Source organism: Nonomuraea sp. NPDC049758 (assembly GCF_040674635.1).
Classification (GTDB): domain Bacteria; phylum Actinomycetota; class Actinomycetes; order Streptosporangiales; family Streptosporangiaceae; genus Nonomuraea.
The window spans coordinates 162,315-187,247 of record NZ_JBFAMZ010000010.1 but is presented as its reverse complement, the minus strand read 5'-3'; the positions used below and the strand labels follow the sequence as shown (position 1 = coordinate 187,247).

Annotated in this window: 25 protein-coding genes; 13 read left to right on the top strand and 12 right to left on the bottom strand. The window is 73.2% G+C overall.

Going from position 1 to position 24,933, the window contains the following annotated elements:
* Positions 1-87 precede the first annotated feature (87 nt).
* A complete protein-coding gene (locus tag AB0J46_RS26705; protein ID WP_364336470.1) occupies positions 88-1,074 on the bottom strand; it encodes an aldo/keto reductase in 987 nt (328 codons plus the stop codon).
* A 141-nt stretch (positions 1,075-1,215) separates the two neighbouring features.
* On the opposite strand from AB0J46_RS26705, the gene AB0J46_RS26700 reads away from it, so the two are divergent.
* From AB0J46_RS26700 to AB0J46_RS26675, 6 genes are all read left to right on the top strand, one after another.
* A complete protein-coding gene (locus tag AB0J46_RS26700; RefSeq protein WP_364336773.1) occupies positions 1,216-1,995 on the top strand; it encodes an SDR family NAD(P)-dependent oxidoreductase in 780 nt (259 codons plus the stop codon).
* On the top strand, positions 1,992-2,570 hold the full coding sequence (locus AB0J46_RS26695; protein WP_364336468.1) for a TetR/AcrR family transcriptional regulator: 579 nt from the start codon (positions 1,992-1,994) through the stop codon (positions 2,568-2,570). The genes AB0J46_RS26700 and AB0J46_RS26695 overlap by 4 nt, the downstream gene beginning before the upstream one ends.
* 203 nt (positions 2,571-2,773) lie before the next feature.
* Positions 2,774-3,544 carry a CrcB family protein gene (locus AB0J46_RS26690; RefSeq protein ID WP_364336466.1) on the top strand — a complete coding sequence of 257 codons (771 nt, stop codon included), beginning with the start codon at positions 2,774-2,776 and terminating at the stop codon, positions 3,542-3,544.
* Positions 3,541-3,906, top strand: a complete 366-nt coding sequence (gene crcB / locus AB0J46_RS26685) for a fluoride efflux transporter CrcB (RefSeq protein WP_364336465.1) — start codon at positions 3,541-3,543, stop codon at positions 3,904-3,906. The genes AB0J46_RS26690 and crcB overlap by 4 nt, the downstream gene beginning before the upstream one ends.
* Before the next feature lie 110 nt (positions 3,907-4,016).
* The gene (locus AB0J46_RS26680) at positions 4,017-4,472 is read left to right on the top strand and encodes an ATP-binding protein (protein ID WP_364336463.1); all 456 of its coding nucleotides are present in this window, start codon (positions 4,017-4,019) and stop codon (positions 4,470-4,472) included.
* Positions 4,473-4,548: 76 nt separating this feature from the next.
* Complete coding sequence (locus tag AB0J46_RS26675; protein ID WP_364336461.1) at positions 4,549-6,297, top strand: SpoIIE family protein phosphatase; 1,749 nt, start codon at positions 4,549-4,551, stop codon at positions 6,295-6,297.
* A 27-nt stretch (positions 6,298-6,324) separates the two neighbouring features.
* On the opposite strand, the gene AB0J46_RS26670 is transcribed toward AB0J46_RS26675, so the two are convergent.
* The 7 genes from AB0J46_RS26670 to AB0J46_RS26640 all read right to left on the bottom strand — a co-directional run bounded on the left by AB0J46_RS26670 (position 6,325) and on the right by AB0J46_RS26640 (position 12,411).
* On the bottom strand, positions 6,325-7,173 hold the full coding sequence (locus tag AB0J46_RS26670; protein WP_364336459.1) for a phosphotransferase: 849 nt from the start codon (positions 7,171-7,173) through the stop codon (positions 6,325-6,327).
* A complete protein-coding gene (locus tag AB0J46_RS26665) occupies positions 7,170-9,065 on the bottom strand; it encodes an alpha/beta fold hydrolase (protein ID WP_364336457.1) in 1,896 nt (631 codons plus the stop codon). Before AB0J46_RS26665 ends, AB0J46_RS26670 begins: the two co-directional genes overlap by 4 nt.
* Before the next feature lie 55 nt (positions 9,066-9,120).
* Positions 9,121-9,741, bottom strand: a complete 621-nt coding sequence (locus tag AB0J46_RS26660; RefSeq protein WP_364336455.1) for a TetR family transcriptional regulator — start codon at positions 9,739-9,741, stop codon at positions 9,121-9,123.
* Positions 9,742-9,838: 97 nt separating this feature from the next.
* The gene (locus AB0J46_RS26655; protein WP_364336453.1) at positions 9,839-10,165 is read right to left on the bottom strand and encodes a TraR/DksA C4-type zinc finger protein; all 327 of its coding nucleotides are present in this window, start codon (positions 10,163-10,165) and stop codon (positions 9,839-9,841) included.
* A 34-nt stretch (positions 10,166-10,199) separates the two neighbouring features.
* Positions 10,200-10,958 (bottom strand): rod shape-determining protein, encoded by a 759-nt coding sequence (locus tag AB0J46_RS26650; RefSeq protein ID WP_364336451.1) that lies wholly within the window; start codon positions 10,956-10,958, stop codon positions 10,200-10,202.
* A 284-nt stretch (positions 10,959-11,242) separates the two neighbouring features.
* Positions 11,243-11,563 (bottom strand): hypothetical protein, encoded by a 321-nt coding sequence (locus AB0J46_RS26645; protein ID WP_364336449.1) that lies wholly within the window; start codon positions 11,561-11,563, stop codon positions 11,243-11,245.
* A gap of 410 nt (positions 11,564-11,973) precedes the next feature.
* Positions 11,974-12,411, bottom strand: a complete 438-nt coding sequence (locus tag AB0J46_RS26640) for a hypothetical protein (RefSeq protein WP_364336447.1) — start codon at positions 12,409-12,411, stop codon at positions 11,974-11,976.
* A gap of 360 nt (positions 12,412-12,771) precedes the next feature.
* On the opposite strand from AB0J46_RS26640, the gene AB0J46_RS26635 reads away from it, so the two are divergent.
* The 3 genes from AB0J46_RS26635 to AB0J46_RS26625 all read left to right on the top strand — a co-directional run bounded on the left by AB0J46_RS26635 (position 12,772) and on the right by AB0J46_RS26625 (position 16,197).
* Positions 12,772-13,302, top strand: coding sequence for a GNAT family N-acetyltransferase (locus AB0J46_RS26635; protein WP_364336445.1), 531 nt, complete (start codon positions 12,772-12,774; stop codon positions 13,300-13,302).
* Positions 13,303-13,986: 684 nt separating this feature from the next.
* Positions 13,987-14,412: a carboxymuconolactone decarboxylase family protein gene (locus tag AB0J46_RS26630; protein WP_364336443.1), complete on the top strand. Its 426-nt coding sequence runs from the start codon at positions 13,987-13,989 to the stop codon at positions 14,410-14,412.
* A gap of 78 nt (positions 14,413-14,490) precedes the next feature.
* Positions 14,491-16,197 carry a serine/threonine-protein kinase gene (locus AB0J46_RS26625; RefSeq protein ID WP_364336441.1) on the top strand — a complete coding sequence of 569 codons (1,707 nt, stop codon included), beginning with the start codon at positions 14,491-14,493 and terminating at the stop codon, positions 16,195-16,197.
* Between the two features lie 22 nt (positions 16,198-16,219).
* Here AB0J46_RS26625 and AB0J46_RS26620 read toward each other — a convergent pair whose 3' ends face one another.
* The 4 genes from AB0J46_RS26620 to AB0J46_RS26605 are packed head-to-tail and all read right to left on the bottom strand — an operon-like array spanning position 16,220 to position 18,344.
* Positions 16,220-16,354, bottom strand: coding sequence for a hypothetical protein (locus AB0J46_RS26620; protein ID WP_364336439.1), 135 nt, complete (start codon positions 16,352-16,354; stop codon positions 16,220-16,222).
* Positions 16,351-17,049 carry a hypothetical protein gene (locus AB0J46_RS26615; RefSeq protein WP_364336437.1) on the bottom strand — a complete coding sequence of 233 codons (699 nt, stop codon included), beginning with the start codon at positions 17,047-17,049 and terminating at the stop codon, positions 16,351-16,353. Before AB0J46_RS26615 ends, AB0J46_RS26620 begins: the two co-directional genes overlap by 4 nt.
* A gap of 9 nt (positions 17,050-17,058) precedes the next feature.
* Entirely contained in the window at positions 17,059-17,775 is a 717-nt protein-coding gene (locus tag AB0J46_RS26610) for a hypothetical protein (RefSeq protein WP_364336435.1), read from the bottom strand.
* A 14-nt stretch (positions 17,776-17,789) separates the two neighbouring features.
* Positions 17,790-18,344 (bottom strand): papain-like cysteine protease family protein, encoded by a 555-nt coding sequence (locus AB0J46_RS26605; RefSeq protein WP_364336433.1) that lies wholly within the window; start codon positions 18,342-18,344, stop codon positions 17,790-17,792.
* A gap of 161 nt (positions 18,345-18,505) precedes the next feature.
* Here AB0J46_RS26605 and AB0J46_RS26600 point away from each other — a divergent pair, with 161 nt between their 5' ends.
* The 4 genes from AB0J46_RS26600 to AB0J46_RS26585 all read left to right on the top strand — a co-directional run bounded on the left by AB0J46_RS26600 (position 18,506) and on the right by AB0J46_RS26585 (position 24,881).
* On the top strand, positions 18,506-19,414 hold the full coding sequence (locus AB0J46_RS26600) for a hypothetical protein (protein WP_358294890.1): 909 nt from the start codon (positions 18,506-18,508) through the stop codon (positions 19,412-19,414).
* 78 nt (positions 19,415-19,492) lie between these two features.
* Positions 19,493-20,401: an NADP-dependent oxidoreductase gene (locus AB0J46_RS26595; protein WP_364336431.1), complete on the top strand. Its 909-nt coding sequence runs from the start codon at positions 19,493-19,495 to the stop codon at positions 20,399-20,401.
* Positions 20,402-20,542: 141 nt separating this feature from the next.
* Positions 20,543-20,695 (top strand): hypothetical protein, encoded by a 153-nt coding sequence (locus AB0J46_RS26590; protein WP_364336429.1) that lies wholly within the window; start codon positions 20,543-20,545, stop codon positions 20,693-20,695.
* Between the two features lie 232 nt (positions 20,696-20,927).
* On the top strand, positions 20,928-24,881 hold the full coding sequence (locus AB0J46_RS26585) for a metallophosphoesterase (RefSeq protein ID WP_364336427.1): 3,954 nt from the start codon (positions 20,928-20,930) through the stop codon (positions 24,879-24,881).
* The last annotated feature ends 52 nt before the right edge of the window (positions 24,882-24,933 follow it).

Genomic DNA, 24,933 nt, shown 5'->3' with positions numbered 1-24,933 from the left:
GCCCCATCCTTACCCGGGCGAATCGGGCTCAGGCGCGGCGTCCCGGCCGCTGCCCCGAGCCTTTTGCGGCATCGGGCGGGCGGGGTTTCAGTGGGCGGCGTCCAGGCGGGCGCGCTGGTCGTCGGTCAGCTCCAGGTCCACGGCGGCCAGGCTCTCCTCAAGCTGGGCCACCGACGACGCCCCGACCAGCGGGATCACCGGGAACGCCGAGCCGATCTGCCAGGCCAGCACGACCTGGTTCAGGCTCGCCCCGCACTCCTTCGCGACCTCGCGCAGCACCGCCATGCGGGCCGGGGTGCCGGGGTGGTCGTAGTCCGGCGGCAGCTGCTTGTCCTGCCGGGTGTAGGCCCCGCCGAGCAGCGGCGAGTAGGCGACCAGGGTGAGGGCGGGCTCGGCGCGCAGGTAGCTCAGCAGTTCGGCTCCGGCATGGCCGAGGCTGCCGTCCTGGAAGATCGACTCCGGCACGTCGAAGCGCGGGCGTAGCAGGCTGTGCTGGTACTGCAGCACCTCGTACCCGGCCACCTCCGACGCGGCGGCCAGCGCGCGGGCCCGCTCCACCCGCCAGATCGCGTGGTTGCTCGCCCCGAGCAGGCCGACCGTGCCCTCGGCCACCAGGGCGCCGAAGCCCTCGACGGTCTCGGCCAGCTCCACCGTGCGGTCCTCGATGTGGGCGTAGAGCAGGTCGATGCGGTCCACGCCGAGGCGTTCGCGGCTGCGCTCGGCCGACTCCCTGATGACCTTGGCGGACAGGCCCTCGGCGTTGTCCACGTAGCTGGTGCCCGGCGCGAGCGGCCGCGCGCCCAGTTTGGTGGCGATCACGATCTCGTCCCCGGCGCCGCTGCCGCGCCGCCAGCGGCCGAGCAGCTCCTCGCTCTGCCCGCCCTGGCCGCCGTCCACCCAGAAGGCGTAGTTGTCGGACGTGTCGATGAACGTCCCGCCGGCCTCGGCGTAGCGGTCGAGGATGGCGAACGACGTCTTCTCGTCGGTCACCGAGCCGAACAACATCGCCCCGAGGGCGAGCGCGCTCACTTCGCGGCGGGTGTCCGGGTTCGTGCCGATCGTCCGGTACTTCATGCTCTCTCCCCAGTTCGTCACGTTCTGTACGAGGCCCCGGAACGGGAGTCTGGGGGCTGGAGCGAACTCCAGGTCAAGCTGGACCGGCCATCTTCTTGAAATTGGATCATTTCTCTAGAAAAATGCTCTGATGTGTCGATCATGGTGGTGACCGGCGGCAACCGGGGCATCGGGTACGCGGTCTGCGAACGGCTGGCCGGCGACGGGCACACGGTGCTGCTGGTCGCGCGGGACGCGGAGCGGGGCCGGCAGGCCGCCGCGCGGATCGGAGGCGACGTCCAGGCCGTGGCGGGCGACCTCGCCACGGCCGAGTCGGTCCGGCGGCTGGCCGGCGACCTGCTGGACCGCTGCCCCCGCATCGACGTGCTCGTCCACAACGCCGGACTCTGGCCCGCCCGCCGCGTCCTGACCGAGGACGGGCTGGAGGAGTCGTTCGCGGTCAACCACCTGGCGCCGTTCCTGCTCAACCACCTGCTGGAGGACCGGCTCGGACGCGTGGTGCAGGTCACCGCCGGCCTGTACGTCAAGGGCCGGGCCGAACCGGGACGCACGGCCGTGGGCGCCGCCTTCTCGCCGATGCGCACGTACGCCGACACCAAGCTGTGCAACCTGCTGACCGTGCCCCTGTTCGCCGAACGCTGGCGGACGGCCGGGATCACGATCGACGCCGTGCACCCCGGCGTCATCCGCACCGGGCTCGGCGATCGCCGCGGCCCGCTCGGCTGGCTGCTCAAGGCCGCCAAACGCGGCTGGGCCGCGCCCGAGGAAGGCGCGCGGCACGTCGTCTCCCTGGCCGGGTCTCCCGGCACCGGCCGGTACTTCGACCAGGACCGCCAGGTCCCGTTGCAGGGCCCCGCGCTGGACGCCGACCTGGCCCGGCACGTCTGGGACGAGGCCGAGGCGCTGGCCGCGGTGCGATGACCCGGCACCGGCGCAGCGAGGAGACCGTGCGCAGGCTCCTGGACACCGCCCTGGAGGTCTACCCCGCCGACTTCACCCTCCGGGCGGTGACCACGCGCAGCGGCGTCAGCATGGGCAGCGTCTACCACCACTTCGGCAGCCTGGAAGGGCTGGCCGCCGCGCTGTACGGCCGGTGCATGGACGAGCTGCTCGACACACTGGTCGCCGTCACCGAGCAGACCGCCGACGCCCGTGACGGCGTGCGCCGCGCCGTGACGGCCTACCTGGGCTTCACCGCTTCGCACCCGGACAAGGCCCGCTTCATCCACGCGGCGCCGTACGCGCTGGACCTCGGCCCGTACGCCGAGCGCATCGCCGCGGCCAAGGCGTCCCGGCTGGGCAGGCTGAACGCCTGGATCGGCGCGCGCATGGCGGAGGGGGCGGTCGCGCGGCTGCCGGCGGCGCAGGTGGAGATGCTGCTGATCGGGCCGGTGGCCGAGGTGAGCAGACGGTGGCTGGCGGGCGCGCCGGACATCGACCTGGACGAGGCGGCCCGCGTCCTGCCCGACCGCATCTGGTTGTCGCTCAGCGGTTGACGCCGGGGGCCGGTTGCCTGCCGGGGACACCTCGCGGCCGGTGGGGTGTGGGGTGGTCGCCGGTATGATGGGGGCGGCTTCCCGTGCCGGGAGCCGCGGCGGTGGGGCCCGCCGCCTCCCGCCGTCCGGGGGTAACCGCGGTGTCGCCGCCAACGGTCCCTGCCAGAGATGTGCCACGCTCATGTGCTGGTAGGAGATGCCTCATGACCCAAGCCCGTCCCCCCGAACCCGAACCCGGCCGCGCGCACGCCGCCGCCGAAGGGGCGGAGGCCGGATCCCCGAACGCCGCCGAAGGGGCGGAGGTCGGATCCCAGCACGCCGCCGAAGGGGCGGAGGTCGGTGGCGCGCATGCCGCCGGAGGCCCCGGCGCGCAGGTCGACCCGCGGGCCGCGGTCGATCCCGACGTCGACCTCCACGTGCCCGCCCAGCGCGGCGAGCTGGCCCGCGCCCCGGTCGCCACGCTGGCCGTCATCGCGGCGGGCGGCGTGCTGGGCGCGCTCGCCCGCTACGCCGTCCTGACCGCCTTCCCGGTGCCGCCCGGCGGGTTCGCCTGGCCGACGCTGGCCGTCAACGTCACCGGCTGCCTGCTGATCGGGCTGCTGATGGTGGCCATCACCGAGGTCTGGCAGGCCCATCCGCTGACCCGGCCGTTCCTGGGGGTGGGGGTGCTGGGCGGGTTCACCACGTTCTCCACCTCCATCGCCGACGCCCACGGGGCGCTGGCCGCGGGGCAGCCGCGCACGGCGCTCGCCTACCTGGCGGTCACGCTGGTCACGGCACTGGCCGCGGTCTTCCTGGGCCAGGTGCTCGGCCGCGGACTGTTCGGCCGGTTCGCCCCTCCCGCCGACACCACCCCCGCCGGAACCGGTTTCGCCGAAACCAGTCCCGCCGAGACCGCCCCCGACCAGGCCGCCTCCGACCAGGCCGCCCCCGACAGGGCCGCGCGGGCTCCGCGCGGCGGGAGGCGTTCGTGACGACGTTGCTGCTGGTGGTGCTGGGGGCCGCCGTGGGCGCGCCCGCCCGCTACCTGATCGACCGCGCCGTCCAGGCCCGGCACGACAGCCTGTTCCCGTGGGGCACCTTCACCGTGAACGTGACGGGGTCGGCGCTGCTGGGCTTCCTGCTGGCGCTGCCCGCGACCGGCGGGGCGCAGGCCCTGCTGGGCACGGGCCTGTGCGGGGCGCTGACCACGTACTCCACCTTCGGTTACGAGACCCTGCGGCTGCTGCAGAACGGCGCCCGCACCTACGCCGCGCTCAACGCCGTGGCCGGCATCGCGGCCGGCCTCGGAGCGGCCTGGTGCGGCATCGCCCTCGCCCAGGCCGTCATCCCGTGAACCGTCCCGGGAGCTCGACGGCGAGCGGCCGGCGCGTTTGACGATCGCTCGACGGGAAAGCTGAAAGGGGCCGGCGTACCCCTTCCCGACCTCCGACAGACGAGACGATCATGCTTGTGGAGTTCGAGCTGCGCTGTCCCATCAGCGCCGATCTGGCGTTCATCCGCGACCTGGTGCGCATCCACGGCCACCACAGCGGACTGTCCGGCGAGCGGCTGGAGGACCTGGTGCTCGCGGTGAACGAGGCCGTCACCAACGTCCTCGACCATGGCGGCTCGGCCGGCCTGGTCACCGCGACCCGGGACCCGATCGGCGTCTGGGTGGAGATCCTGGACACCGCGGGCCGCCTGACCCCCGACCACCTCGACACCGCGGGCGTCGACCCGACCGCGTCCCACGGCTTCGGCCTGTGGGTGATCCAGCAGCTGTGCGACTCGGTCGCGCTGGAGCGGACCGGCCTCGGCTCGCGGCTGCGGCTGCGCATGCTGGTGCCCTCGGAGACCCCTGGCGCCGCCGATCGCCGCCTCAGCAGCACCATGGCCGGCGGCGCCTTCCCCTGGTCCTAGCCCGGCTGGTGCCGGCCCGGCACGTTCCGGGGTACACGAAGTCGGCATGTCAGTAATCATCCGATAACGTAGTGTGATGATGGCTGATGGGGGCGACGTCGGACACCGGCCGAACGGCTCCGGTTCCGGCGCCCAGCCGGCGGAGTGGCTGCTGCGGGCGGCCTTCGACGGCACGGGCATGGGCATCTACCTCACCGATCTCGCCGGCCGCATCACGTGGGTCAACCCGGGGGCGACGGCCCTGCTCGGCTTTCCCGCCGACGAGCTGCGCGGCGCCGACGCGCACCAGAAGCTGCACCGCCGCCTCGACGGCGGCCTCCCGCCCCGCTCCGGCTGCGAGCTGGTGACGGTGTGCCGGCAGGACCGGACCGTACGCAGCGAGTTCGCCACCTTCGCCACCGCCGGCGGCCGGCTGCTCCCGGTCGCCTGGGTGGCCTCGCCCATCCACCACGACGGCGAGCCGGTCGGCGTCGTCGTGGTCTTCATCGACGTCGTCGAACGCCTCGACGCGGCCGGCCGGCAGGCCGAAGAGCTCGCCCGCGCCCAGAAGCTGACCGAGCAGTTCCGCCTGCTGACCGAGATCAGCACCGTCCTCACCCAGACGCTGGACGTGCGCGAGGCGATGACGCGGCTCGGCCGGCTGCTGGTGCCGCGCCTGGCCGACTGGGCGGCGGTGGACATGTTCCTCGGGCCGCGCGAGCTGCGCCGCCTGGCCATGGCCTGCGCCGGGGCCACGCCGGTGGACCCCTCGTGGTTCGCCGAGCTGCCGTCGTTGCCGAAGGGCCCGTCGCGGTCGGCGCTGGTCCGGGTGCTGCGCGGGGAGCAGGCCCTGCTGCTGGGGCCTGAGCAGATCGCCGCGCCGCCCGACGGGCCGCTGGCCGCCGCCCACGACTCCCTGTTCAACGTGCTGGGCGGCTCGTCGGCGATCGTGGCGCCGCTGCGCACGCCCCGCCGCGTGCTGGGCGCTCTGACGGTGGCGCGCACCGACCCGGCGCGGCCGTACACGGAGGCCGACGTGGAGCTGGTGGCCGACATCGCCCGCACCGCGGCGCTGGCCGCCGACAACGCCTGCCTGTTCGGCCAGCAGCGCGACATCGTCGACACCATGCAGCGCCACCTGCTGACCGCGCTGCCCCAGGTCGATCACCTGCAGCTCGCCGCCCGCTACCTGGCGGCCCCGGCCGGGTCCCAGGTGGGCGGCGACTGGTACGACGCGTTCGTGCTCCCCGACGGCGTCACCGCGCTGGCCATCGGCGACGTCGCCGGCCACGACCTGGAGGCCGCCGGGCAGATGGCCCAGCTCCGCAACATGCTGCGCGCCCTGGCCTGCGACCACAAGGAGTCGCCCAGCCTGATCCTCGACCGGCTCAACAAGGTCATGGCCGTGGCCAGCGACGCCCACACGGCCTCGGCCATCCTGGCCCGGATCGAGCCGCCCCGGCCGGAGAGCGACCCCGACACGCGGATCCTGCGCTGGACCAGCGCCGGCCACCTGCCGCCGCTGCTGGTCACCGCGCACGGGCAGGCCCGCTACCTGGAGGAGGGCCAGTCGCTGCTGCTGGGCGTGCATCTCGACGACGTGACCCGCCACGACGCCCTGGCGCCGCTGCCGCCGGGCAGCACGCTGCTGCTCTACACCGACGGGCTGGTCGAGGTGCCCGGCGTCAATCTGGACAACAGCCTGGCCCGGCTGCGCCGGCACGCCGCGACGCTGGCCCGGCGTCCGCTTCAGGACTTCTGCGAGCAGGTGCTCGCGCTCGCGCCGTCACCGCGTACCGACGACATCGCGCTGCTCGCCCTGCGCCTGCCGCCGCCTGGGCAGTAGGGCGGACGCCGCCTGAGGGGCAGGGCGTCAGGGGGCGGTGAGCGCGGCGTCGATCTCCGGGCCGTGGCGCTCCAGCCACGCCTCGCGCCGCTTGATCAGGTCGCCGACGCCCTCCTCCCACATCCGGGCCCAGCCGCCGCCCTGCTCCTCGGCGATCTGCCGCATCGAGAACCACGACCGCCGGGTACGCAGCACGGCCACCTCGACCAGGCGCGAACGGTCGACGCCGGACATCCCGTACGCGTCGGCGAGCAGGCGGCAGCGGCGCGGCACGTCCAGCCCGCGCAGGGGCGGGTCGGCGTCGGCCGGGTCGGCCAGCGGCGCCCAGTACAACATCGCGCTCATCAGCTCCTCGACCCGGGTGGCCGGCCTGGCGATGTCGAAGTCGATCAGCCCGGCCGCCACGCCGTCGCGGAACACGATGTTGTCCGGCGTGTAGTCCAGGTGCCCGACCAGCTCCGGCGGGTACGGCGGCGCGGGCGGCATGCCCGGCGGCTCGGTGAACCCGAAGTCCGCCCGCACGCCGTCGGGCGGGACGAACCCCGCCACCGCCTCGTGGTAGGCCCGGATCAGCCGGCCCACGGAGGCCAGCCGCTCCTCGTCGGCCAGCCACGCGGGCCGCGGCCGCCCGGCGACCTCACCGGGCACGAAGGTCAGCACCTCGCGGCTGGCGGCGTCGATGCCGAGGAACCGCGGCGCGCCAGCGAACCCGGCCTCCTCCAGGCGCCCCAGCAGCGCGTGGACCAGCGGGGAGTTGGGCCCGACGGGACGGCGTACGGTGTCGCCGACGCGTACGACGCCTTCGGTGACATCACCGCCGACGAGCGGGATCTCGGGTTGGGGCTCGGCGGGCTCGGTGTAGGTGACGGAGCTCATGATTCCCTGGGGTGGTGAGGACGTGGGCCGGTCATGATCTCAGGCGTGGTTGGCGGAGGGCAATCGTCCACGACGGGCCGGAGGAGGACCTGGCGCACGATCTCCGCGACGGCGGCCGGGTGGGTGAGGTGCGGGTGGTGCCCGGCCCCCGGGATGACCGTCGCTGGGACGGGGCTGTCGGTCAGCGGGTCCAGTTCGCCGGCCACGAGGTGCACGGGGACTGGGCCGCCGAGCAGCGTGCGGAGGGCGGCGCGCTCGGCGGGGCGGTGCGCGGCGCGCAGTGCGCGGGCGGTGCGCCGGGCGACCCCGGGACGGCGGAGCCCGGCCGCGGCGCTCGCGACCGCCCGCCGCGCGTCCTCGGACAGGGGCGCCGGGCCGAGGAGGGTGGATGCGAGCCGGTCGGGGCCCATCCTGCCGAGGGCGGGGGCTGCGAGCAGCAGGGTGAGCGCGGACGGCCGGCGCTGGAGGAAGTACGGCGACAGCAGGATCACGGCGGCGATCCGGCCAGGATGGGCGGCGGCGTACCGGAGCGCCGGAGCGGCGGCGGCCGAGTGCGCGACGATCACCGGACGGGTGCGCACAGGCTCCAGCAACTCGGCCAGCCAGTCCGCCGCCGCACCCCCGGCTGGCGAGGAACGCCCCAACCCCGGCAGATCGGCGACAAGCGCGGGAAACCGGTCCGCGGCGGTTTCGGGGTGGGGCGCGGGCGAGGTGCTGTCGAGTTCGCCGAGCACGCCGTGCCAGGAGTCGCCGTCGAGCGGAAGCCCGTGCAGCAGCACCAGCCGCGGCGACGTACGGTCACCCGCCACGTACGTACGCGACCCCGCCACACTGTGGAAACCACCGGGACGTGCGGCCGGAGCGGCCCCGAAGCGGTCGGCGACCAGCCGGTCGGCCCAGCGGCGCAACGCGTCCTCCACGGGTGGCCGCCGGAGCCCCGCGGACGCGGCGACCCGGTCGGCCGATCCCGTGTCGTACCGGTCCTCGGTCAGGAAGCCCAGCGTCTCGGGCTCGGCGCCGGTCAGCGCGGACGGCAGGCGCCTGATCACGCCCACCGGCACGCGAATGCGCGGCGCGGGTACGCCGAGGTGGTCCGCGAGCAGCCGGATCAGGTCGGGCAGGTCGGGCGTGGCGGGATCGAGCACCCAGTGCAGGCCGCCGGGCTCGGGGTCGTGCTCGGGCACGGCAGCCATGAACCGGGCGAAATGGTCCACCGTCACCACCGGGACGAACGTACGGGCGCCGCCCGGCAACGCGGGCAGCCGCCCCGTCCACAGGTCGCGGACCAGCGAGGCCAGCCCGAGGTACTGGCCTGCCTCGCCGGTCAGCGAATGGCCGATGACGCTGCTCGGGTTCACCACGGTCAGCGGCACGCCGAGCCGCGCCGCGGCGACCCGTACGGCGGCGTCCCCCTCGGCCTTGGAGCCCTCGTACGCCCCTTTGTTCCGGTACAGGGCCGCCAGCTCGGCCTCGGGGAGGGGGTGGCGCGGCCGCGGGTCGAGCCCGACGCGGTAGCCCGACACGTGCACCAGCCGGCGCAGCGCGGGACGGGCGGCGGCCCAGTTCAGCACGTTGAGCGCGCCTTCGACGTTGACCGTCCTGGCCTCCTCGCGTCCCATGCCGAAGCGGTAGACGCCGGCGGCGTTGAACACGTCCCGCACGTCCGCCGCCCTCTCGACGGAAGCGCTCAGCCCCAGGCCGGGCCCGGCGGTGACGTCGCCCTCGACGACGGTGAGCCGCGTGCCGGGCACGCCGCGCTCGCGCAGCCAGCGGCCCAGCCCGTCGTCCGCGCGGCGGACGACGGCCGTCACGGCGCGGCCCTGTTCCAGCAGGTGCAGGACCGTCCATCTGCCGATGAAGCCGGTCGCGCCGAACACCACGGCGTCTTCCATGACAATTCCTCTCTAGACCGATCTGCATATTCTGTGGGCACGAAAAACCGCCCGTTCAGGCCAGCAGCCTGACGACCTGGCGGCGGACCCGTTCGACCGGCAGCCGGGAACGGCTCGCCCGGGCCAGCACCAGCGCGCCCTCGATCAGCGCGAGCACGGTCGCCGCCAGCTCGTCGGCTGTGTCATTGCCCGTGTCGTCGGCCGCGTCGTGCTTCTCTGCGTGCAGGACGTCGGCCGCGGCGTGCCCGTCGGCGCGCAGGGCGTCGGCCAGCCTGCGCTGCCAGCCTTCGTAGATGCCGGCGCAGACGCGCCGCAGTTGCTCGTTGGAGGAGGCGACCTCCAGGGCCACGGTCGCCACCGGGCAGCCCTTGGCGTACCCGGCCGCCACCATCCTGTCGGCCAGCGCGTCGAGAACGGCCGGCACGAGGTCCCGGGCGCCCGGCAGCGTGCCGGCCAGATCGTCGATCATGGCGTCGACCTCGCGCCCGGCGGCGGCGAGCGCCTCGCCCACCAGTTGATCCTTGCCGCCGGGGAAGTGGTGGTAGAGCGATCCGCGAGGCGCGCCGGCCACCGCCAGCACCTCGTTCAGGCCGGTGCCGTGACTGCCCTGCGCCTCCACCAGTGCGCGGGCCGCCGCGATGATGCGCGCCCGTGTCTCGTCCCCCTTGACCGCCATGCGGCACACACTAGACCGGTCTGCATATTCCTGTCCATGCGGCCGTCGGCGGTGGACCGGCCGCCCGACGTCGTGAGGGGCGGCCGGTCCCGGGGGATCAGGCGGCTTCGTGCTGGCGCTGGCAGTTGATGCAGAACCGGGCCAGCGGCCGGATCTTGAGCCGTTCGAACGGGATGCCCGTCTCGCAGTGCGAGCAGCGTCCGTACGAGCCGGCCGTCAGCCGGTCGCGGGCCTGGGTGAGCTCGGCGATGGCCCGGTCGGCGGTGGCGAGGGAGGCCAGCAGCTCCTGCCAGGTGTCGTCCGCGCCGTTGCCGTCCTGGGCCGCGGCCTGCAGGCCAAGCAGGTGGCGGCTGCGCCGCTCCAGCTGCTCGTCGATGTCCTGGCGCAGGGACTGGAGCTGCACGGTGCTGAGGTGGTCGGTCATGGTGGTTTCCTTTCCGCGCTGTGATTGCGGGGGTTCAGAGGGCGATGACGGGCGCCGCGGGGCGCAGGCACAGCCGCAGCAGGCCGCGGACGGTGGCGTGCTGCGGCTCCGGCGCGGCGTTGATCCGCGCGCGAAGGGCGGTGTGCAGGCGGTCCAGCAGCCGCGTCTGGAGCGCGCCCCCGCCGGTGACGGTCAGGCCGTTGTCGCGGACGGCCGGACGGAGGTGGGCCGGCTGGCGGCGCAGCAGGCCCGCGGTCATCTCCACGACGCCGTCCAGCGCGTCCGGCAGCAGGCCCGTGCTCGTCGTGGCGCTGAGCTGGAGCGCCGCCGCGTCGCTGACCGCGCCGCCGCTGACGACGACGGCCTCGACGATGCCCGCCCCCACGTCCAGCAGCAGGTACGGCCCCGGCCCCGCGACGTCCAGACCGGCGCCCGCGGCGGCGGCCAGCGGCGCCTCGACCAGCGTCACCTGGCAGCCGGCCGCCTCGGCGACGGCCGCGCGCACCGCCTGACGGTCGCTGCCCGTCGCGGCCCTCGGCACCGCGGCCATCACGTGCTCCAGCGGCCGGCCGCCGGCCAGCCAGGCGTCCTGCAGCACGAGATGCACCAGCCGCAGGCAGGCGCCCGGGTCGACGACCATGCCCCGGCGGATCGGGCGGACCGGGATCCCGGCCGCGCTCTCCGGCGACGGGACGACGACCGCCGAGGGACGGTCGGCGATGGCGAACCCGTCCAGGGACAGCGAACGGGTGCGTGAGGTGCCCAGGTCGAGCACCACGTGGGCGCGGTGCACCGCGGATGTTCGCGGTGAGTGTTGGTGGACTGATCCGGCGTCGGACATGACGATGATCGGCTCCTTGCTCTGACGCGGAGAACTCGTACGCGAAAGACGAGAGAAAAGGGCGCATCCCGCACGCGGGCACGCCACGACGGCGACCTCCGGCCGTACGGGAACGCGCGGAACCCGCGGGCGACCGGGCGACGCGGGGACCCGGCCGTGCGAAGGCCGGGCGCGACGACCGGCCCCGCGGTGCGCTCGGCGGGCCGGGAGGCGGCGACTCGTGAAGAGGGAGAGAGCTAGATCAGCGGCGGGCTGCGCGAGCCCGCGGTGCGGTGCCCGACCTGTTGCGGGTCGCGGATCGCGGCCGCGTCGGAGCCGGGCGCCGGAAGCAGCGCGAGGTGGGCGGCCTCGGCGTGCCGCGCGCCGCGCAGCGGCGGCCACAACGACAGCACGTGGTGCTCACGGCCGCTGGACGCCTGGGGCGGCAGGCTCGGCATCCGGTCGCCGCTCTTGTCCGGGGTCCATTCGTGGCCGGCGGACAGGGGGCGCGGGATCGTCTGGTCGTCGGCGTAGGAAGGGCCGGCGACCAGCAGGGACAGCAGAACCAGGCCCACCACGCAACACAGCGCGATGGGGCCTCGTGGCGCTCTGCACGGTCCCGTCATAAGGCCGACCATAGCCCAGCCGGTGAGAAAAGGCATTACCGTCCGGTTCCCGTTCCGGCGGTATGGCGCGCGGTCGGCGGGGAGGCGGGGCAGGGGCGTCCGGAGGGGCTTCCGGTGCTGGTGGGGGGCGGGAGCGTGCGAGGCCGGGGCATGCAGAGACGGGGGCATGCAGAGGCGGGGATGTGCGGGGCGAGGGATGTGCGGGGCGAGGGCCGCAGGGCGGGGTTCGCCGGGACATGGGCGCGTGGCCGGTCGCCGGACCGGGAGCCGGTCTTCGTCCGGACGGCCGGTGTGCGCATGTCGCCGGGAACCCCGCCGTTCAGCGTGCTGGTGTGTCAGCGGGAACTTCGCCGCGGGTCAATTTAGAACCCGTCGAAGTTCTCGCCCCACTCGCCCCAGTCGTCGTCCTCGTTGTGGTCGTCGTGGCCATGGTCCTCGCGGCCGTGGTCGTCGTCGTCGTGGCGGTCCGGCTTGTGGACGGACCGGCCGGGAGGGCCTTCCGGACCACGCGGGCCCTGGGGACCACGCGGGCCTACGCGGTGGTGGTGGTCGCGGTCGTGGTCGTGGTCGTCGTGGTCGTGACCGCCGCCCCACCAGCCGCCCCAGCGCGGGCCCCACCAGCGAGGACCGCAGTGACGCCAGCCGCAGCCGCCCCGGAGGACCGGCTTCTCATCGGCTGGGCTCTGATACGACGCCGTGCCGGCCGTGCTGGCCTGGGCGGCCGGCATCTGGCCGCCACCCAGCAGCAGGCACGCGCTCGTGGCGAGCACGGCCGCCGGCTTCTTCATCATTGATTTCATCGCGCTTTCCGTTCAGAAGTTTCCAGAACCGCCGCGGGACTTCTCGACTGCCGTCGGTCTCCGGCATGAGCAGTCTTACCCGCGCATTGAGTTCGGAGTTCTGACAAGACAGGCATGAGCTGCTAAAGCTTGACCAGATTTACCAGGTCCTTACAGCCGACTTGTCCAGTTTTATTGCGACAAGGAGCGGTGGTGTCGCTTTACTGTGACTCGATCATTCCCTAGCACTGTCGCCCCGAAAATGCGGCCCTGCCGGGAACATGCGCTCCGGGTGGCCGGCGCCGCGGGCGCGGGGGTGCCGGTTTGGCCGGACGTCCGCTATCGTCACTGTCGTACCATGACTAGACAGTGAGGTTGAGAGTGACGGAACGTACCGACGTACGGCTGGAACTGCTGACCGGCGAGCAGGCGCTCGCGCGCCGGGCGGAGCTGATCGACCTCTACCGCGAGGTGTTCACCGGGCCGCCGTGGAACGAGGGGGAGGGCGAGGTCGCCGAGTTCGGCGTGCGGTTCGCCGCCGACGCGGCCCGTCCCGGCTTCCGCGCGGTGCTGGCCGTCGACGGCGCGGGTCCGTGCGGGTTCGGGACGGTCTGGCCGACCGTGACCCCGCTGCCGCGCACCCGCAGCTACGGCAAGGTGCTCGCGGCGCTCGGCCCGGACGGGGTGTCCCGGATGCTGGCCGGCGCGCTCCAGGTGGACGAGCTGGCGGTCGCGCCGCGCGCCCGCGGCCGCGGTCTGGCCGGGCGCATTCTGAACCTTCTGTGCGGCGAAAGCAGAAGCTGGCTGCTGACCTCCGTGAACGCCCCCGACGCCATTCGCCTGTACGAGCGCCTGGGGTGGCGACGTGCGGGGGAGAACGACGGAATTGTCATATTCATCAACCCCGAATAACCACGAACTCTCACGCAATATCTCGACTAGTATCGATATCTAGAATAGATTCCCGCGAATATCGATAAGCCAGACATTGCCCCCAGGAAACCGAAGACAAATCCCCCAAACCAACGACATAACCCACCAAACGCCCCCCGTGGCTGACCCCTCGCCCCGCCGGCTCGGCGCGCTGATGAGCCTGCGCGACGCGATGATGGCCGGCACCCCCGTGGCGCCCCCCGCGCTGCGTCCACGTGGGCGATCGCCCCGTGCCACGCCCCATGCTGAGTTTCCGGTGCTGCGCCCCAGCGTGCTGCGTCCCCACGCTGCGTCCGCGTGGGCGATCGCCCTGTGCCGCGTCCTCCGCGCCACGTCCCCGCGCTGCTCTCACGTGGGCGATCGCCCTGTGCTACGCCCATGCTGAGTTTCCGGTGCTGCGCCCTAGCGTGCTGCGTCCCCACGCTGCGTCCGCGTGGGCGATCGCCCCGTGCCGCGTCCTCCGCGCCACGTCCCCGTGCTGCTCTCGCCGTGCCGCGCTGCGCCCCAGCGGGCTGGGCCCCGCGCTGCGCCCCGTGCTACCCCTCATGGCGCTGCGCGCCGCCCCCCGCTGCCCCCGCCGTCGCGGCCGTCGCGGCGCGCCGCCCGTCGTCGCTGTGAGGGGGATTTGCGTTTGAGTGCGCTCGAAGTTCTACCGTTTCGGACATGACGAACATTGCTGAAGGATCCGACCGTGAACAGCGCTACGAGCATGGCCTGGAGGTGCTGCGGAAGGTCGACGGCGAGGCCGGGCAGCGGGTTGTGGACGCCCTTGCCGACATCTCGCCCGAACTGGCCCACCAGGTGGTCGCCTGGGCCTTCGGTGAGATCTACGACCGCCCCGGCCTGGCCCCCCGCGACCGCCAGTTGGTGACCCTGGGCGCGCTCACCGCGCTCGGCGGCTGCGAACCCCAGCTCGACGTGCACATCAACGCCGCCCTGAATGTCGGCCTGACGCCCGATGAGATCACGGAGTCGCTGTTGCACTCGGCCGTCTACTGCGGCATGCCACGCGCGCTCAACGCGACGTTCGTCGCCAAGAAGGTCTTCGCCGACCGTGGCCTGCTCCCCGTGCCGGACGGCACAGCCTGACCCCAGGCTCTCGCCCGCCCGATCCGGCCGTGGCTGGGGGCTGCCTCCCGAGCGCTTGGTCTGTCATGATCGACTGGGATGAGCGTGCAGGCGTTACAGGCGACGGACCCACCCGAGATCGGCGGCCACCGGCTGCTCGGGCGCCTCGGCGCGGGCGGCATGGGCGTGGTGTACCTGGCCAGGAGCCGCCGCCTGGGCCTGGTGGCCATCAAGGTCATCAAGCACGACCCGGCCGACCCCGAGGCCATGGAACGTTTCCGCCGCGAGGCGGCCACCCTGCGCGGCCTGCGCAGCCCGTACGTGGCGCCGCTGGTGGACGCCCGGGTGACGGCGCCGCCGTACTGGCTGGCGACGGCGTACGTGCAGGGGCCGACGCTGTTGCGGGCGGTGGCGGAACGGGGGCCGTTGCCGGCGGGGCTGTGCCGGCGGCTGCTCGCCGGGCTGGCCGCCGCCCTGGCCGACGTGCACCGGCACGGCGTGCAGCACCGCGACCTCAAGCCGCACAACGTCATCCTGTCGCCGCAGGGCCCGCGGCTGATCGACTTCGGCATCGCGCGAGCCCCGGGCCAGAGCACGATCACGACATCGGGGGAGATCGTCGGCACCCCCGGCTACATCGCTCCCGAGGCCGTACGCCAGGAGCCGGTCACGGCGGCGGCGGACGTCTTCGCGCTGGCCGGCACGATCGCCTACGCCGCCACCGGCCGTCCGCCGTTCGGGCGCGGCGAGCCGATGGCGGTGCTCTACAGCAGCCTGAACGCCGACATCGACGTGGACGGCGTCGAGCCCGCGCTCGCCGAGCTGATCCGCTCGTGCGCCGCGCGCGACCCGGCGGAGCGGCTCACGTCCGACCGCGCGGCGGCCCTCGCCGGGAGCGCCACGGGCCCGCTGTCCTGGGCCTCGGACGCGGAGTACCAGGCACTCATCGCCGAGACCGGCCCCACCGAGGACAACCCGGTCGAGGGCAAACCCGCCGAGGGCGTCCCAGCCAAGGACGATCCGTCCGAGGGCGGCCCCGCCGAGGACGGCCCACCCGACGACGGCCCCACCGGGACGACCCAGCCCGCGCGGACGTCCTGGCCGGGCCGGGCGCTGGCGGTCGGAGCCGTCCTGCTGGCCCTGGGCGCGACGGCCGCCGTCCTGTTCCCCCGGCTCACCACGCCCACGACGGGCCCCACGACGGGCCCCACGACGGGCCCCACAACGGGCCCCACGACGGGCCCCACGGCGGGCGGCCCGGCAACCGTCCGGGCGACGGTGGCGGACGATCCCGGGACCGTGGCGGTCACCCAGCCGCCGCCCGGCCCCACCCCCACGGGCCCCGTCCGGTGGCAGGCCGTGCACGGCCCCCGGTGCGCGGCCGAGTGGTTCTACGCCGACCCCGCCTGGCGTCCCGTCACCGGCGGGTGGAAGGGCGACGGCTGCGCGGGCGCGGCGCTGGCGCTGCGCGTCGGGGGCGTGCCGGCCCATTTCAACCAGGCGGTCAACTGGTACTTCGACACCCGCGGCGGCGCCCGCTGCACGATCGACGTGCACATCCCCGACGACCCCCGCTCGACCGGCCTGGCCTTCTACTACCTGGACGGCGACAACACGAACCCGCCGCACCTCGGCCCGCCGGTGACCGTGGACCAGCGCGCCTTCCGGGGACGCTGGGCCCCGCTCGGCACCTGGCGGGTGCCCGCCCCGGGCCGGCTCACCGTCCTGGTCGGCAACCAGCCCGTCACGGCCGACGACACCCACGAGGTGACGGTCTCCGCCGCCCGCGCGCGTTGCCGCTGGTGAGCCCGCGGCGCGGGCAAATGGGTCAGCGCAGGGTTCTGCCCAGGGTGCCCTGCTCGGGGTAGGAGTACCGGACGCGCAGCACGAGCCTGGCCTTGCGCGGCTGGCTGCCGGCGTAGGCCAGCAGGCCGGAGAAGAAGTCGAGGCCGTCGGCGTTCACCCCGACCTCGACGCAGCCGTGGCTGTACCCCTTGTGTGAGTTGTGCAGGTAGAAGCCGCCACGCCCGTACATGTTCCCCTGGATCGGGGTGAGCCGGACGCGGAAGGTGCCCCAGTCGGGGAAGACCGGGCCGTTGCCGCCCACAGGCAGGAACTGGATGCCCTCCCGGGGTTGGAGACGGCCTTGTCGCCCCGCTGGTTCGCCGCCTCGACGATGGTGGTGAACTCCTTCGAGGTGACCGACCACTCCTTGTGCGTGACCGCGGTCACCTCGCCGGGCGCGAGCGGGATGGTCGAGACGAGCTCGCCGCGCTGGATGCCGACCGGCGCCATCTCGATGCGTTCCAGGTTGAGCATGCCGATGGGCGGCGCCGCGGTGTTGACCGCCAGGCCGCGCAGGGCCACCGCGGCCGTGTTGAGCGCCTGCGCGGCCCGGCCGGCGGCCTCCCGGGCGCCCGCGCCCTCCGCCGCGCGCAGGCGTTCGGCGCGCAGCTCGACGAGCGTCCCGGCGAACAGCACCAGCTCGGCGGCCGGCACCCGCGCCAGCGCGGCGGGGTCGGGGCGCAGCGCCGCGACGGGCTGCTCCTCGAAGCGCCTGAGCAGGTCGAACGCCTCGCCGGAGACGCCGGGGCTACTCAGAAAAGGAGGCGGCCCGCGCCTCCGCCGAGATGGCCGTCGGAGGCGCGGGCCGTGCACCGGATCTTGTCAGGTGCGGCGCGCGCGCAGCAGGCGAATGGTGATCGCCGCGCCGAGCAGGACCACGGCGCCCACGACCCAGGGCAAGGGGGTGCTCCCCGGGCCGGGGACGCCGTAGCCGCCCGCGTAGCCGTCCCTGGCGTAGGAGCTGCCGGGGAGCTTGGCGGCGTAGCGCTGTTGCGCCAGCCGCCGGTAGTCGGCCACGGGGACGCCCGCCCGGCCCACCGACTGCGCTGCCTCGTCGTTGAGCGGCACGACCGTGCCGTCGCGCAGGGCGTACCAGGCGTTGAGCTGCGGCTCGCGGAACACGGTGCCGGTCTGGCCCGCGTACCGCTGTTCGTCGCCGCCGCTGGCGATGTTGCTGACCACCCACGTCCCCCGGCGGTCGCGGGTGGTCCAGACGGAGGCGGTCTGCCCGTCCGGCGCGGTGGCGCCGGTGGCGAGGAAGGCGAAGCGGGCGATCTCCGCCGACCGTCCGGCGACGAAGTCCGGGTTGAGGTCGTTGACGGCGACCGTGGGCCCGTCGACCCGCGCCGCCACCGGCGCCAGGCTGGTCTTCCTGCCCTGGCCGGCGAAGAAGCGGCCGACCGTGTCGCCGGCGCCCGCGGCGGCGGCCCTGGCGGCGTCGACGTCGGCCTGGGTGGGCCCGCCGGGGTCGGCCAGCGCCGGGCTCGGGACCCACAGGAACAGCGCGGTCAGGGCCGCGACCGCTGCGAAGAGCTTCATGTCGATGGCCTCCTTCACGCGCCGATGTAGTCGAGCGAGTGGGTCCAGAAGAACGAGGAGTTCGAGACGTAGTAGTTGTAGGTGGACCAGTTGTAGCGGGTGCTGGACGGCCACGGGTTGCTCCAGTACACGTACGACGAGCTCTGGTCGTAGCCGTAGATGACCTCCATGTGGCCGCCGCCGCTGGTCCACTGGATGCGGGCCATGATCGGGCGGTCGGCGTCGATCTCCCGGACGATGGCGGCGTAGGTCAGGTAGTCGTAGACGTACACGCCGGGGTTGATGCCGATCTGGCGGAAGGCGGTCTGGTCGTTGCCGAGCGTGGCCTGGTTGTTCGGGCAGCTGGTGTTGACGCCGCGGTTGAAGGCCAGGTTGCAGAACTGGTTCTGGCTGTAGGAGTACCCGTAGTAGGCGGCGACGGAGTTGCCGGTCGCGGCCCAGCACCAGTTGGAGTACTGCTGCGACTGCTGGGTGAAGTTCAGCTTGTACCAGGTCGCGGCCTCGGCCGGGGGACTGCTCGCGATCCAGGTGGCCGCCGCTAGGGCGAGGGCCACGGCCAGGCGGAACATAGGCGCTCCTTCTGCTGGGGGGTGCTGCGAAGGATGTTCGACCTGCGGAGATGGCCGTACAAGGGGGAGCGGATTTCCCTGACAGATCACTGTGGAAGGTGACATTTCATGACGTTCATGAAGTGATGACGAATCTGTGGAAATCTGTGAACATTCACAACGTGGCGGATGAGCTCCAGGCCGCGCTGCGCGCCGGCCCCTTTCACGTCGCCCTGCGGGCCGCGGTCGGAGCGCGGGGGCTGACCCTCGAACGGCTGCGCCACCGGCTGGCACAGCGCGGCCTCCACGTCGGGGTGAGCACGCTGAGCTACTGGCAGCAGGGCCTGCGCCGGCCGGAGCGCGAGGAGTCGTTGCGGGCCGTGGGGGCCCTGGAGGAGATTCTCGACCTGCCGCCGCGCTCGCTGATCGGGCTGCTCGGGCCGCCGAAGCCGCGTGGCCGCGCGCCCGGGGTGGCGTACTCGACCCTGTTCCGGCCCGCGCAGGTGGTCTCCGCCATGCTGGACGAGCTGGACGCGGTGGCCGACGACCGCCGCCTGCACATCGCCGTGATGTACGAGTCGCTGCGCATCGGCCCCGACCGCAGCCTCACCAGCCGCGAGACCACGCAGGTGGTGCAGGCCCACGAGGAGGGCGCCGACCGCTACATCATGATCTACCGCGGCGACGCCGGCTGCGACGTGGACCGGGTCACCGTCGCCGCCCTGGAGGACTGCCGCGTCGGCCGCGTCACCAGGGACGGCGAGACCGCCACGGTGGTCGCCGAGCTGCTGTTCGACCGGTCGCTGCGGGTCGGCGACACTCACGTGCTGCGGTACGAGATCGCCGACCTCAGCGGCGCCGAGTCCTGCTTCTACGAGCGCGGCTTCCGCTTCCCGGCCGGCCAGTACGTGCTGCGCGTCGCCTTCGACCCGGTCGAGCTGCCGGTGCGCATCCACCGCTTCGCCCGCCGCGGTCCGGGCGGCGGCGAGCTGACCGCCTCCGAGCTGACGCTGAACGCCCAGCACGCCGTCCACCTGATGGCCGCCGCCCTCCAGCCGGGCCTGGTCGGCATCCGGTGGGCCTGGCCCTGACCGGCGCGTCGCTGTCACACTCCGGGCCGCCGTCCCGTCCTGTCGCCGACAATGACGATGAGCGGAGAGGCGATGACCATGAGAGCGATACGCGTTCACCGGCCCGGCGGCGACCTGGTCCTGGAGGAGGTGCCCGTGCCGCGCCCGGCCACCGGCGACGTGGTGGTGCGCGTGCACGCGGCCGGTTTCGTCCCCGACGAGCTGGACTGGCCGGGCACCTGGACCGACCGGGCCGGGCGGGACCGGGCGCCGTCCGTGCCCGCCCACGAGGTGGCCGGCGTGGTGTCCGAGGTCGCCTACGGCACCACCGGCCTGTCCGTGGGCGACCGCGTCTTCGGCCTGACCGACTGGCATCGCGACGGCGGCGCGGCGGAGTACGTCGCAGTCGAGGCGCGCGACCTGGCCCCGATCCCCGCGAACGTCACCTTCACCGAGGCGGCCGCGCTGCCCCTCGCCGGGCTGACCGCCTGGCAGGGCCTGTTCACGCACGGCGGCCTGGAGGCGGGCGGGACGGTCGTGATCCACGGCGCGGGCGGCGGCACGGGCACGCTCGCCGTCCAGCTCGCCCGCCGGGCCGGCGCGCACGTCATCGCCACCGGACGGGGACGGGTCGCCGGCCTGGCGGTGGAGCTGGGGGCGCACGAGTTCGTCGACCTGGAGCGGCAGCCGTTCGAGGAGGCGGTCGAGCCGGTGGACCTGATCTTCGACACGATCGGCGGTGACCTGCTCGCCCGCTCGGCGGCCAAGGTCAGGCCGGGCGGCACGCTGGTTTCGATCACCGCGCCGCCGCCGGTCGTGCCGGCGGGCGGGCGGGCGGTGTTCTTCATCGTCGAGCCCGACCGCGCCCAGCTCGCCGAGCTGGCCGCGCGGGCCGGGGCGGGGCTGCTGCGCGCCCACGTCGGCGCGGTGTACCCGCTGGCCGAGACCGGTCGGGCGTTCCGTGACAAGCGTGGCAGCGTGCCGGGGAAGGCCGTGATCGAGATCTGACGACCGGCGGCACATGTATGGATATGTCGGCCTATTGAGGAAACCTTGACCGGCCTGCCGTATGACCGTCCGGGCCACGGGCACGCGCAGTTACGGAGCCAAGCGACCCGCTGACTCCGCGTACCGAAGGAAGGAACCGTCATGCCGCAGAGCAAGGCCCGCAAGACGAAGACGGGCGACAAGGACAAGGACAAGAGCCGGAGCTCCTCGACCCAGAGCCGCACCGGCGCCGACAAGAAGTCCTCCGGCAACAAGTCCCAGGAAGGCAAGAACCTCCCGGGGCACCAGAGCTGAGCCTGACCGGTACGACGGCGTGACACCCGGCCTTCGGGCCGCGGGTCACGCCGTCTCTCTTGTCGGGGTTGTTCCTGTCTGTGGACAGATGACCAGAATGAGGAGACAGTTCCCCGCCCCTTCAGTCTCTCCATGCACAACGTTCACCCGTGAGCTCCAACGTGTCCGCTCGAAGGGCACGCCGCCTCATCGGCTGCCCCGTGAACGTCATGGAAGGACCCCGATGCAGCCGATGGCAGCACGACAGTTATCAGGCGGTTCGAGGAGCAGGGGACGGGCCGCCGTCACCACCGCGCTCGCGGCGGTGCTGGTGGGCGGCTTCGTGACGGCGGCGTACGCCGACCCGGGTGAGCAGGGCCGCGGACGGCCGACCCCCACCCCGACGAGCACCCCCGCCCCGCCCGCGCTCACCCCCGCCACCGGCTCCTACCTGGAGGGCACCGCGAAGGTCGCCGCCGTCCCGGTCACGGCCGGCGACAGCGTCACGAAGCTCGACCTCGACGGCAACCCCGTCACCGCCACCGCGACGGTGGGCGTCTCCAAGCTGGCCTTCGACGTCGGCTCGAACTCCACCGAGGCGCAGTACCACAGCTACGTGCAGGTCAACGGCGCGTACAAGGCCGAGATCGGCAACTTCGCCAACCAGCGGGCCACCATCGAGATCCCGAACGAGCACCTGGTCAAGGGCGAGAACACGGTCGAGATCGTGGTCGGCACGATCCAGTCGTCCTGCGGCCAGAACCACGACGACTTCGTGCTCTCGGACGTGGGCCTCGAACTGCTCGGCGAGGTGGCCGACGGCGAGGACAACCCGTACACGCTCAGCTTCGGCGACGGCAACTGCGGCAGCAACACCACGCTGCTCAAGCGCGCCACCCTCAAGTTCTTCACCCAGTCCGACCCGCGGGGCACGACCGGCCTCGCCGCCGACCTGGACACCACCGAGCTGGCCAACGGCGAGCACGTCCTCAGCGCCGCCACCGCGGCGGGCGCGACCGTCCGGAACACCGTGACGGTGAACAACGCCCCGGCCGGCGCGCCGCGGCTGCTGCCCACCGACGGCACCCTCGTGGCCGGCGTCAAGACGGTGAACGCGACCGTCCCGGCGGCCGGCGCGGGCGGCGTCGAGTCGCTGACCGTGGACGGCGGCAAGCCGGTCACCAGGGCCACGCTCGGCAACGGCGCCGCCATGCTCTCCTTCGACGTCGGCGCGGACTCGATCGACGACAAGTACGACGACTTCCTGCTGGTCAACGGCAAGCGCATCGATCTGGGCGGCACCTGGGCGAGCCGGCGCGTGACCGTCGCGGTCCCGGCCAGGTTCCTGACGCCGGGCGAGAACACGATCAAGGTCGTCACCGGCGACTACAAGGACGCCTGCGGCGTCAACCGCGACGACTTCACGATCGCGAACCTCGCCCTGACCCTCGACGGCGCCACGGTGACCGGGACGGACGTCAAGCCCTCGTACGCGCTGGGCGACGGCGACTGCGGCAGCGACCAGGCCCTCCCGCGCGAGGCCGAGCTGCGCTACACGATCGACGCCCCCGCCGTGCACGTCATCGAGACGCTCGGCGCGGGCCAGGCGACGCTCGGGTTCACCGTGGGCAGCAACTCGATCGAGGCCCGCTACCAGAACTTCGTGCTGGTCAACGGCCAGAAGGTGGTGCTCGACGGCGACTTCGTGAGCCGCCGGGTGGACCTGCCGATCCCGAACGAGTACCTCGTGCCCGGCTGGAACACGATCGACTTCGTGGCCGGCACGTACCCCACGTCCTGCGGCGCCAACCGGGACGACTTCGCGATCTCGAACATCGTCCTCACCCCGGCGCAGGGCACCGCGGCCGGTCAGATGATCAAGCCGTCCTACGGCATGGGCGACGGCAACTGCGGCGACACGGCGAACCCGCTGACCGAGATCGACCTGGAGTTCCTGGTGGACGCCCCGGCTCGCGGCCTGCGCGCCGACCTGGACACCACCGCGATCAAGGACGGCCGGCACACCCTGGCGGCCAGGTCCACCTCCGGCCAGACCGCCGAACGCGTCCTGATCACCGACAACTCCGCGCCGAAGGTCGCGCGGAGCGTCCCCGCCGCGGACGAGAAGATCACCGCGACGGTCGTCCTGGACGTCAAGCTCGAAGACGCCTCCGGCGTGGTGTCCGGGCCGGACGTCAAGCTCGACGGCCAGGCCGTGGAGCTGGGCGCCCGGATCGGCCCCGGGCTGAAGGCGGGCCGGCACACGCTGTCGGTCACCGGCGCCGACGGGCTCGGCAACACCGCGGCCCGGGAGATCGTCTTCGAGTCGGCCGGCATCCCGGACGCCCCCGCCGAGCTCACCCCGGCCTCCGGGACGGCCGACGTGACCGACCCCGTCACGCTGTCGGCCAAGGTCGGCGAGCCCGGCGGCGGCCCGGTGACGGCCACCTTCTCCGAGGCCAGGATCCTCACCCCGGACGAGGCGTACCAGGGCACGGCCACGACGCTGCCCACGACGCTCAAGGTGCCGGGCGAGCAGCGGATCAGGGCCGACGGGCTCGAACCCGGCGACGGCCGCACGCTCGACGCCCCCACCGGCCGCGACCTCGTCTACCAGCGCTTCGACGTCAAGGTGCAGGGCCACGTGGACGCGCCCGTGCTGCGCTGGGAGGGCGTCGTCGACCCCGAGCGGCTGGCCTCGCTGCGGGCCTGGAACACCGAGGCCAAGGCGTGGGACCTGCTGACCAGCGCCCGTGGCGGGGCCGACGGCAGGACCGTCCTGACCGCCGTCGTCGGCCCCGAGTACGTGGACCGGCAGCAGGTGCACGTCATGGTGACCGGCGAGGACCCGTTCGCCGACGACATCGACCCCGGCGACCCGAACGGCTTCGCCGACCCCGCCACGTACGACTTCTCGATCGTGCACTTCACCGACACCCAGTACATCTCCGAGGGCGCGGTGGAGCAGGAGACCCCGCAGGAACGCGCGGTGTGGGAGTCGGCCTACGCCGGCATCGTCAACTGGATCACCGCCAACAAGGACCAGCGCAAGATCTCCTACGTCGCCCACACCGGCGACATCATCGAGAACAACATCCGCAAGCCCACCGACGAGGCCACGCAGCGCGAGGTCGTCGGCGAGTTCGAGGTGTCGTCGAAGCAGCAGCGCGTGCTCGACCAGGCGAACATCCCGAACGGCGTCATCGCCGGCAACCACGACAACCAGTCGGGCACCGAGGACGGCCCCGGCGCGATCTACAACAAGTACTACGGCCCGTCCCGCTACCAGGACGCCTCCCAGGGCTGGCGGCACGCCAAGTACGGCGGCCCGTGGAAGGAGGGCGACAACCAGAACCACTACGACCTGTTCTCCGCGGGCGGCCTGGACTTCGTGGTCGTCGGCCTGTCGTACGGCGTGACCAGGGAGGAGGCCGAGTGGGCCGACTCGGTCTTCAAGAAGTTCCCGGGCCGCAACGGCATCCTGCTCTCGCACGACTACCTCGTGCCGAGCACCAACCCCGACGGCCGCGGCGCCGCCTTCTCCGCCCCCGACGGCTCGATGCTCTACAAGACGGTGGTGGAGAAGAACCCGAACGTCTTCCTCATCCTGGCCGGTCACGAGCACGGCGTGGGCACCAACGTGAAGCCGAAGGTCGGCCAGGTCGGCAACGGCGTGGTCGAGCTGCTGGCCGACTACCAGTTCTACACGGTCTCGGCCGACCGGCTCGGGCTCACCGAGATCGGCGGTTACAAGCCGGAGGACCAGCTCCAGTTCGGGGCCAGCTACTTCCGGCTGCTGCAGTTCGACGTCAAGCGGGCCGAGCTGAGCGTGGACACCTACTCGCCGCTGCTCGGCGACTTCGGCGCCGGCGAGTTCGACCCGCTGCGCCGCTACGACGGGCGCGAGGACAACATGGTCCTGCCCGTCGACCTCACCACCCGCACGACGAGCCTCAGGACCGACTCCCTGGCGCTCTACAAGCCGACGAAGATCATCGGCAGGAGCACCGCGGCCTCCGGCCAGGTCGCCTCGGTGACGTGGAAGCACCTCAAGGACGACACGGCCTACGCCTGGTTCGTCACGGCCCGTTCCGCGGGCGGCGGCGTCACCGCGTCCGAGCCCAGTGTCTTCGTCACCAAGGACGAGCGCGGCCGTCCCGGCAAGTGGGACAAGGACTCGCCCATGTACCGCTGGTTCACCCGCTGATCCGTCCCCCCTCGCCGCCCCGGGCCCGCGCCCGGGGCGGCGCCCTTCCCCC

What these genes read in the sequence shown, in the direction of transcription:
- AB0J46_RS26705 (WP_364336470.1), bottom strand. Translation starts at nt 1,074, where the DNA reads ATGAAGTACCGGACGATCGGCACGAACCCGGACACCCGCCGCGAAGTG.
- AB0J46_RS26700 (WP_364336773.1), top strand. Translation starts at nt 1,216, where the DNA reads ATGGTGGTGACCGGCGGCAACCGGGGCATCGGGTACGCGGTCTGCGAA.
- AB0J46_RS26695 (WP_364336468.1), top strand. Translation starts at nt 1,992, where the DNA reads ATGACCCGGCACCGGCGCAGCGAGGAGACCGTGCGCAGGCTCCTGGAC.
- AB0J46_RS26690 (WP_364336466.1), top strand. Translation starts at nt 2,774, where the DNA reads ATGACCCAAGCCCGTCCCCCCGAACCCGAACCCGGCCGCGCGCACGCC.
- AB0J46_RS26680 (WP_364336463.1), top strand. Translation starts at nt 4,017, where the DNA reads ATGCTTGTGGAGTTCGAGCTGCGCTGTCCCATCAGCGCCGATCTGGCG.
- AB0J46_RS26675 (WP_364336461.1), top strand. Translation starts at nt 4,549, where the DNA reads ATGATGGCTGATGGGGGCGACGTCGGACACCGGCCGAACGGCTCCGGT.
- AB0J46_RS26670 (WP_364336459.1), bottom strand. Translation starts at nt 7,173, where the DNA reads ATGAGCTCCGTCACCTACACCGAGCCCGCCGAGCCCCAACCCGAGATC.
- AB0J46_RS26665 (WP_364336457.1), bottom strand. Translation starts at nt 9,065, where the DNA reads ATGGAAGACGCCGTGGTGTTCGGCGCGACCGGCTTCATCGGCAGATGG.
- AB0J46_RS26660 (WP_364336455.1), bottom strand. Translation starts at nt 9,741, where the DNA reads ATGGCGGTCAAGGGGGACGAGACACGGGCGCGCATCATCGCGGCGGCC.
- AB0J46_RS26655 (WP_364336453.1), bottom strand. Translation starts at nt 10,165, where the DNA reads ATGACCGACCACCTCAGCACCGTGCAGCTCCAGTCCCTGCGCCAGGAC.
- AB0J46_RS26640 (WP_364336447.1), bottom strand. Translation starts at nt 12,411, where the DNA reads ATGAAATCAATGATGAAGAAGCCGGCGGCCGTGCTCGCCACGAGCGCG.
- AB0J46_RS26630 (WP_364336443.1), top strand. Translation starts at nt 13,987, where the DNA reads ATGACGAACATTGCTGAAGGATCCGACCGTGAACAGCGCTACGAGCAT.
- AB0J46_RS26625 (WP_364336441.1), top strand. Translation starts at nt 14,491, where the DNA reads ATGAGCGTGCAGGCGTTACAGGCGACGGACCCACCCGAGATCGGCGGC.
- AB0J46_RS26610 (WP_364336435.1), bottom strand. Translation starts at nt 17,775, where the DNA reads ATGAAGCTCTTCGCAGCGGTCGCGGCCCTGACCGCGCTGTTCCTGTGG.
- AB0J46_RS26605 (WP_364336433.1), bottom strand. Translation starts at nt 18,344, where the DNA reads ATGTTCCGCCTGGCCGTGGCCCTCGCCCTAGCGGCGGCCACCTGGATC.
- AB0J46_RS26595 (WP_364336431.1), top strand. Translation starts at nt 19,493, where the DNA reads ATGAGAGCGATACGCGTTCACCGGCCCGGCGGCGACCTGGTCCTGGAG.
- AB0J46_RS26590 (WP_364336429.1), top strand. Translation starts at nt 20,543, where the DNA reads ATGCCGCAGAGCAAGGCCCGCAAGACGAAGACGGGCGACAAGGACAAG.
- AB0J46_RS26585 (WP_364336427.1), top strand. Translation starts at nt 20,928, where the DNA reads ATGGCAGCACGACAGTTATCAGGCGGTTCGAGGAGCAGGGGACGGGCC.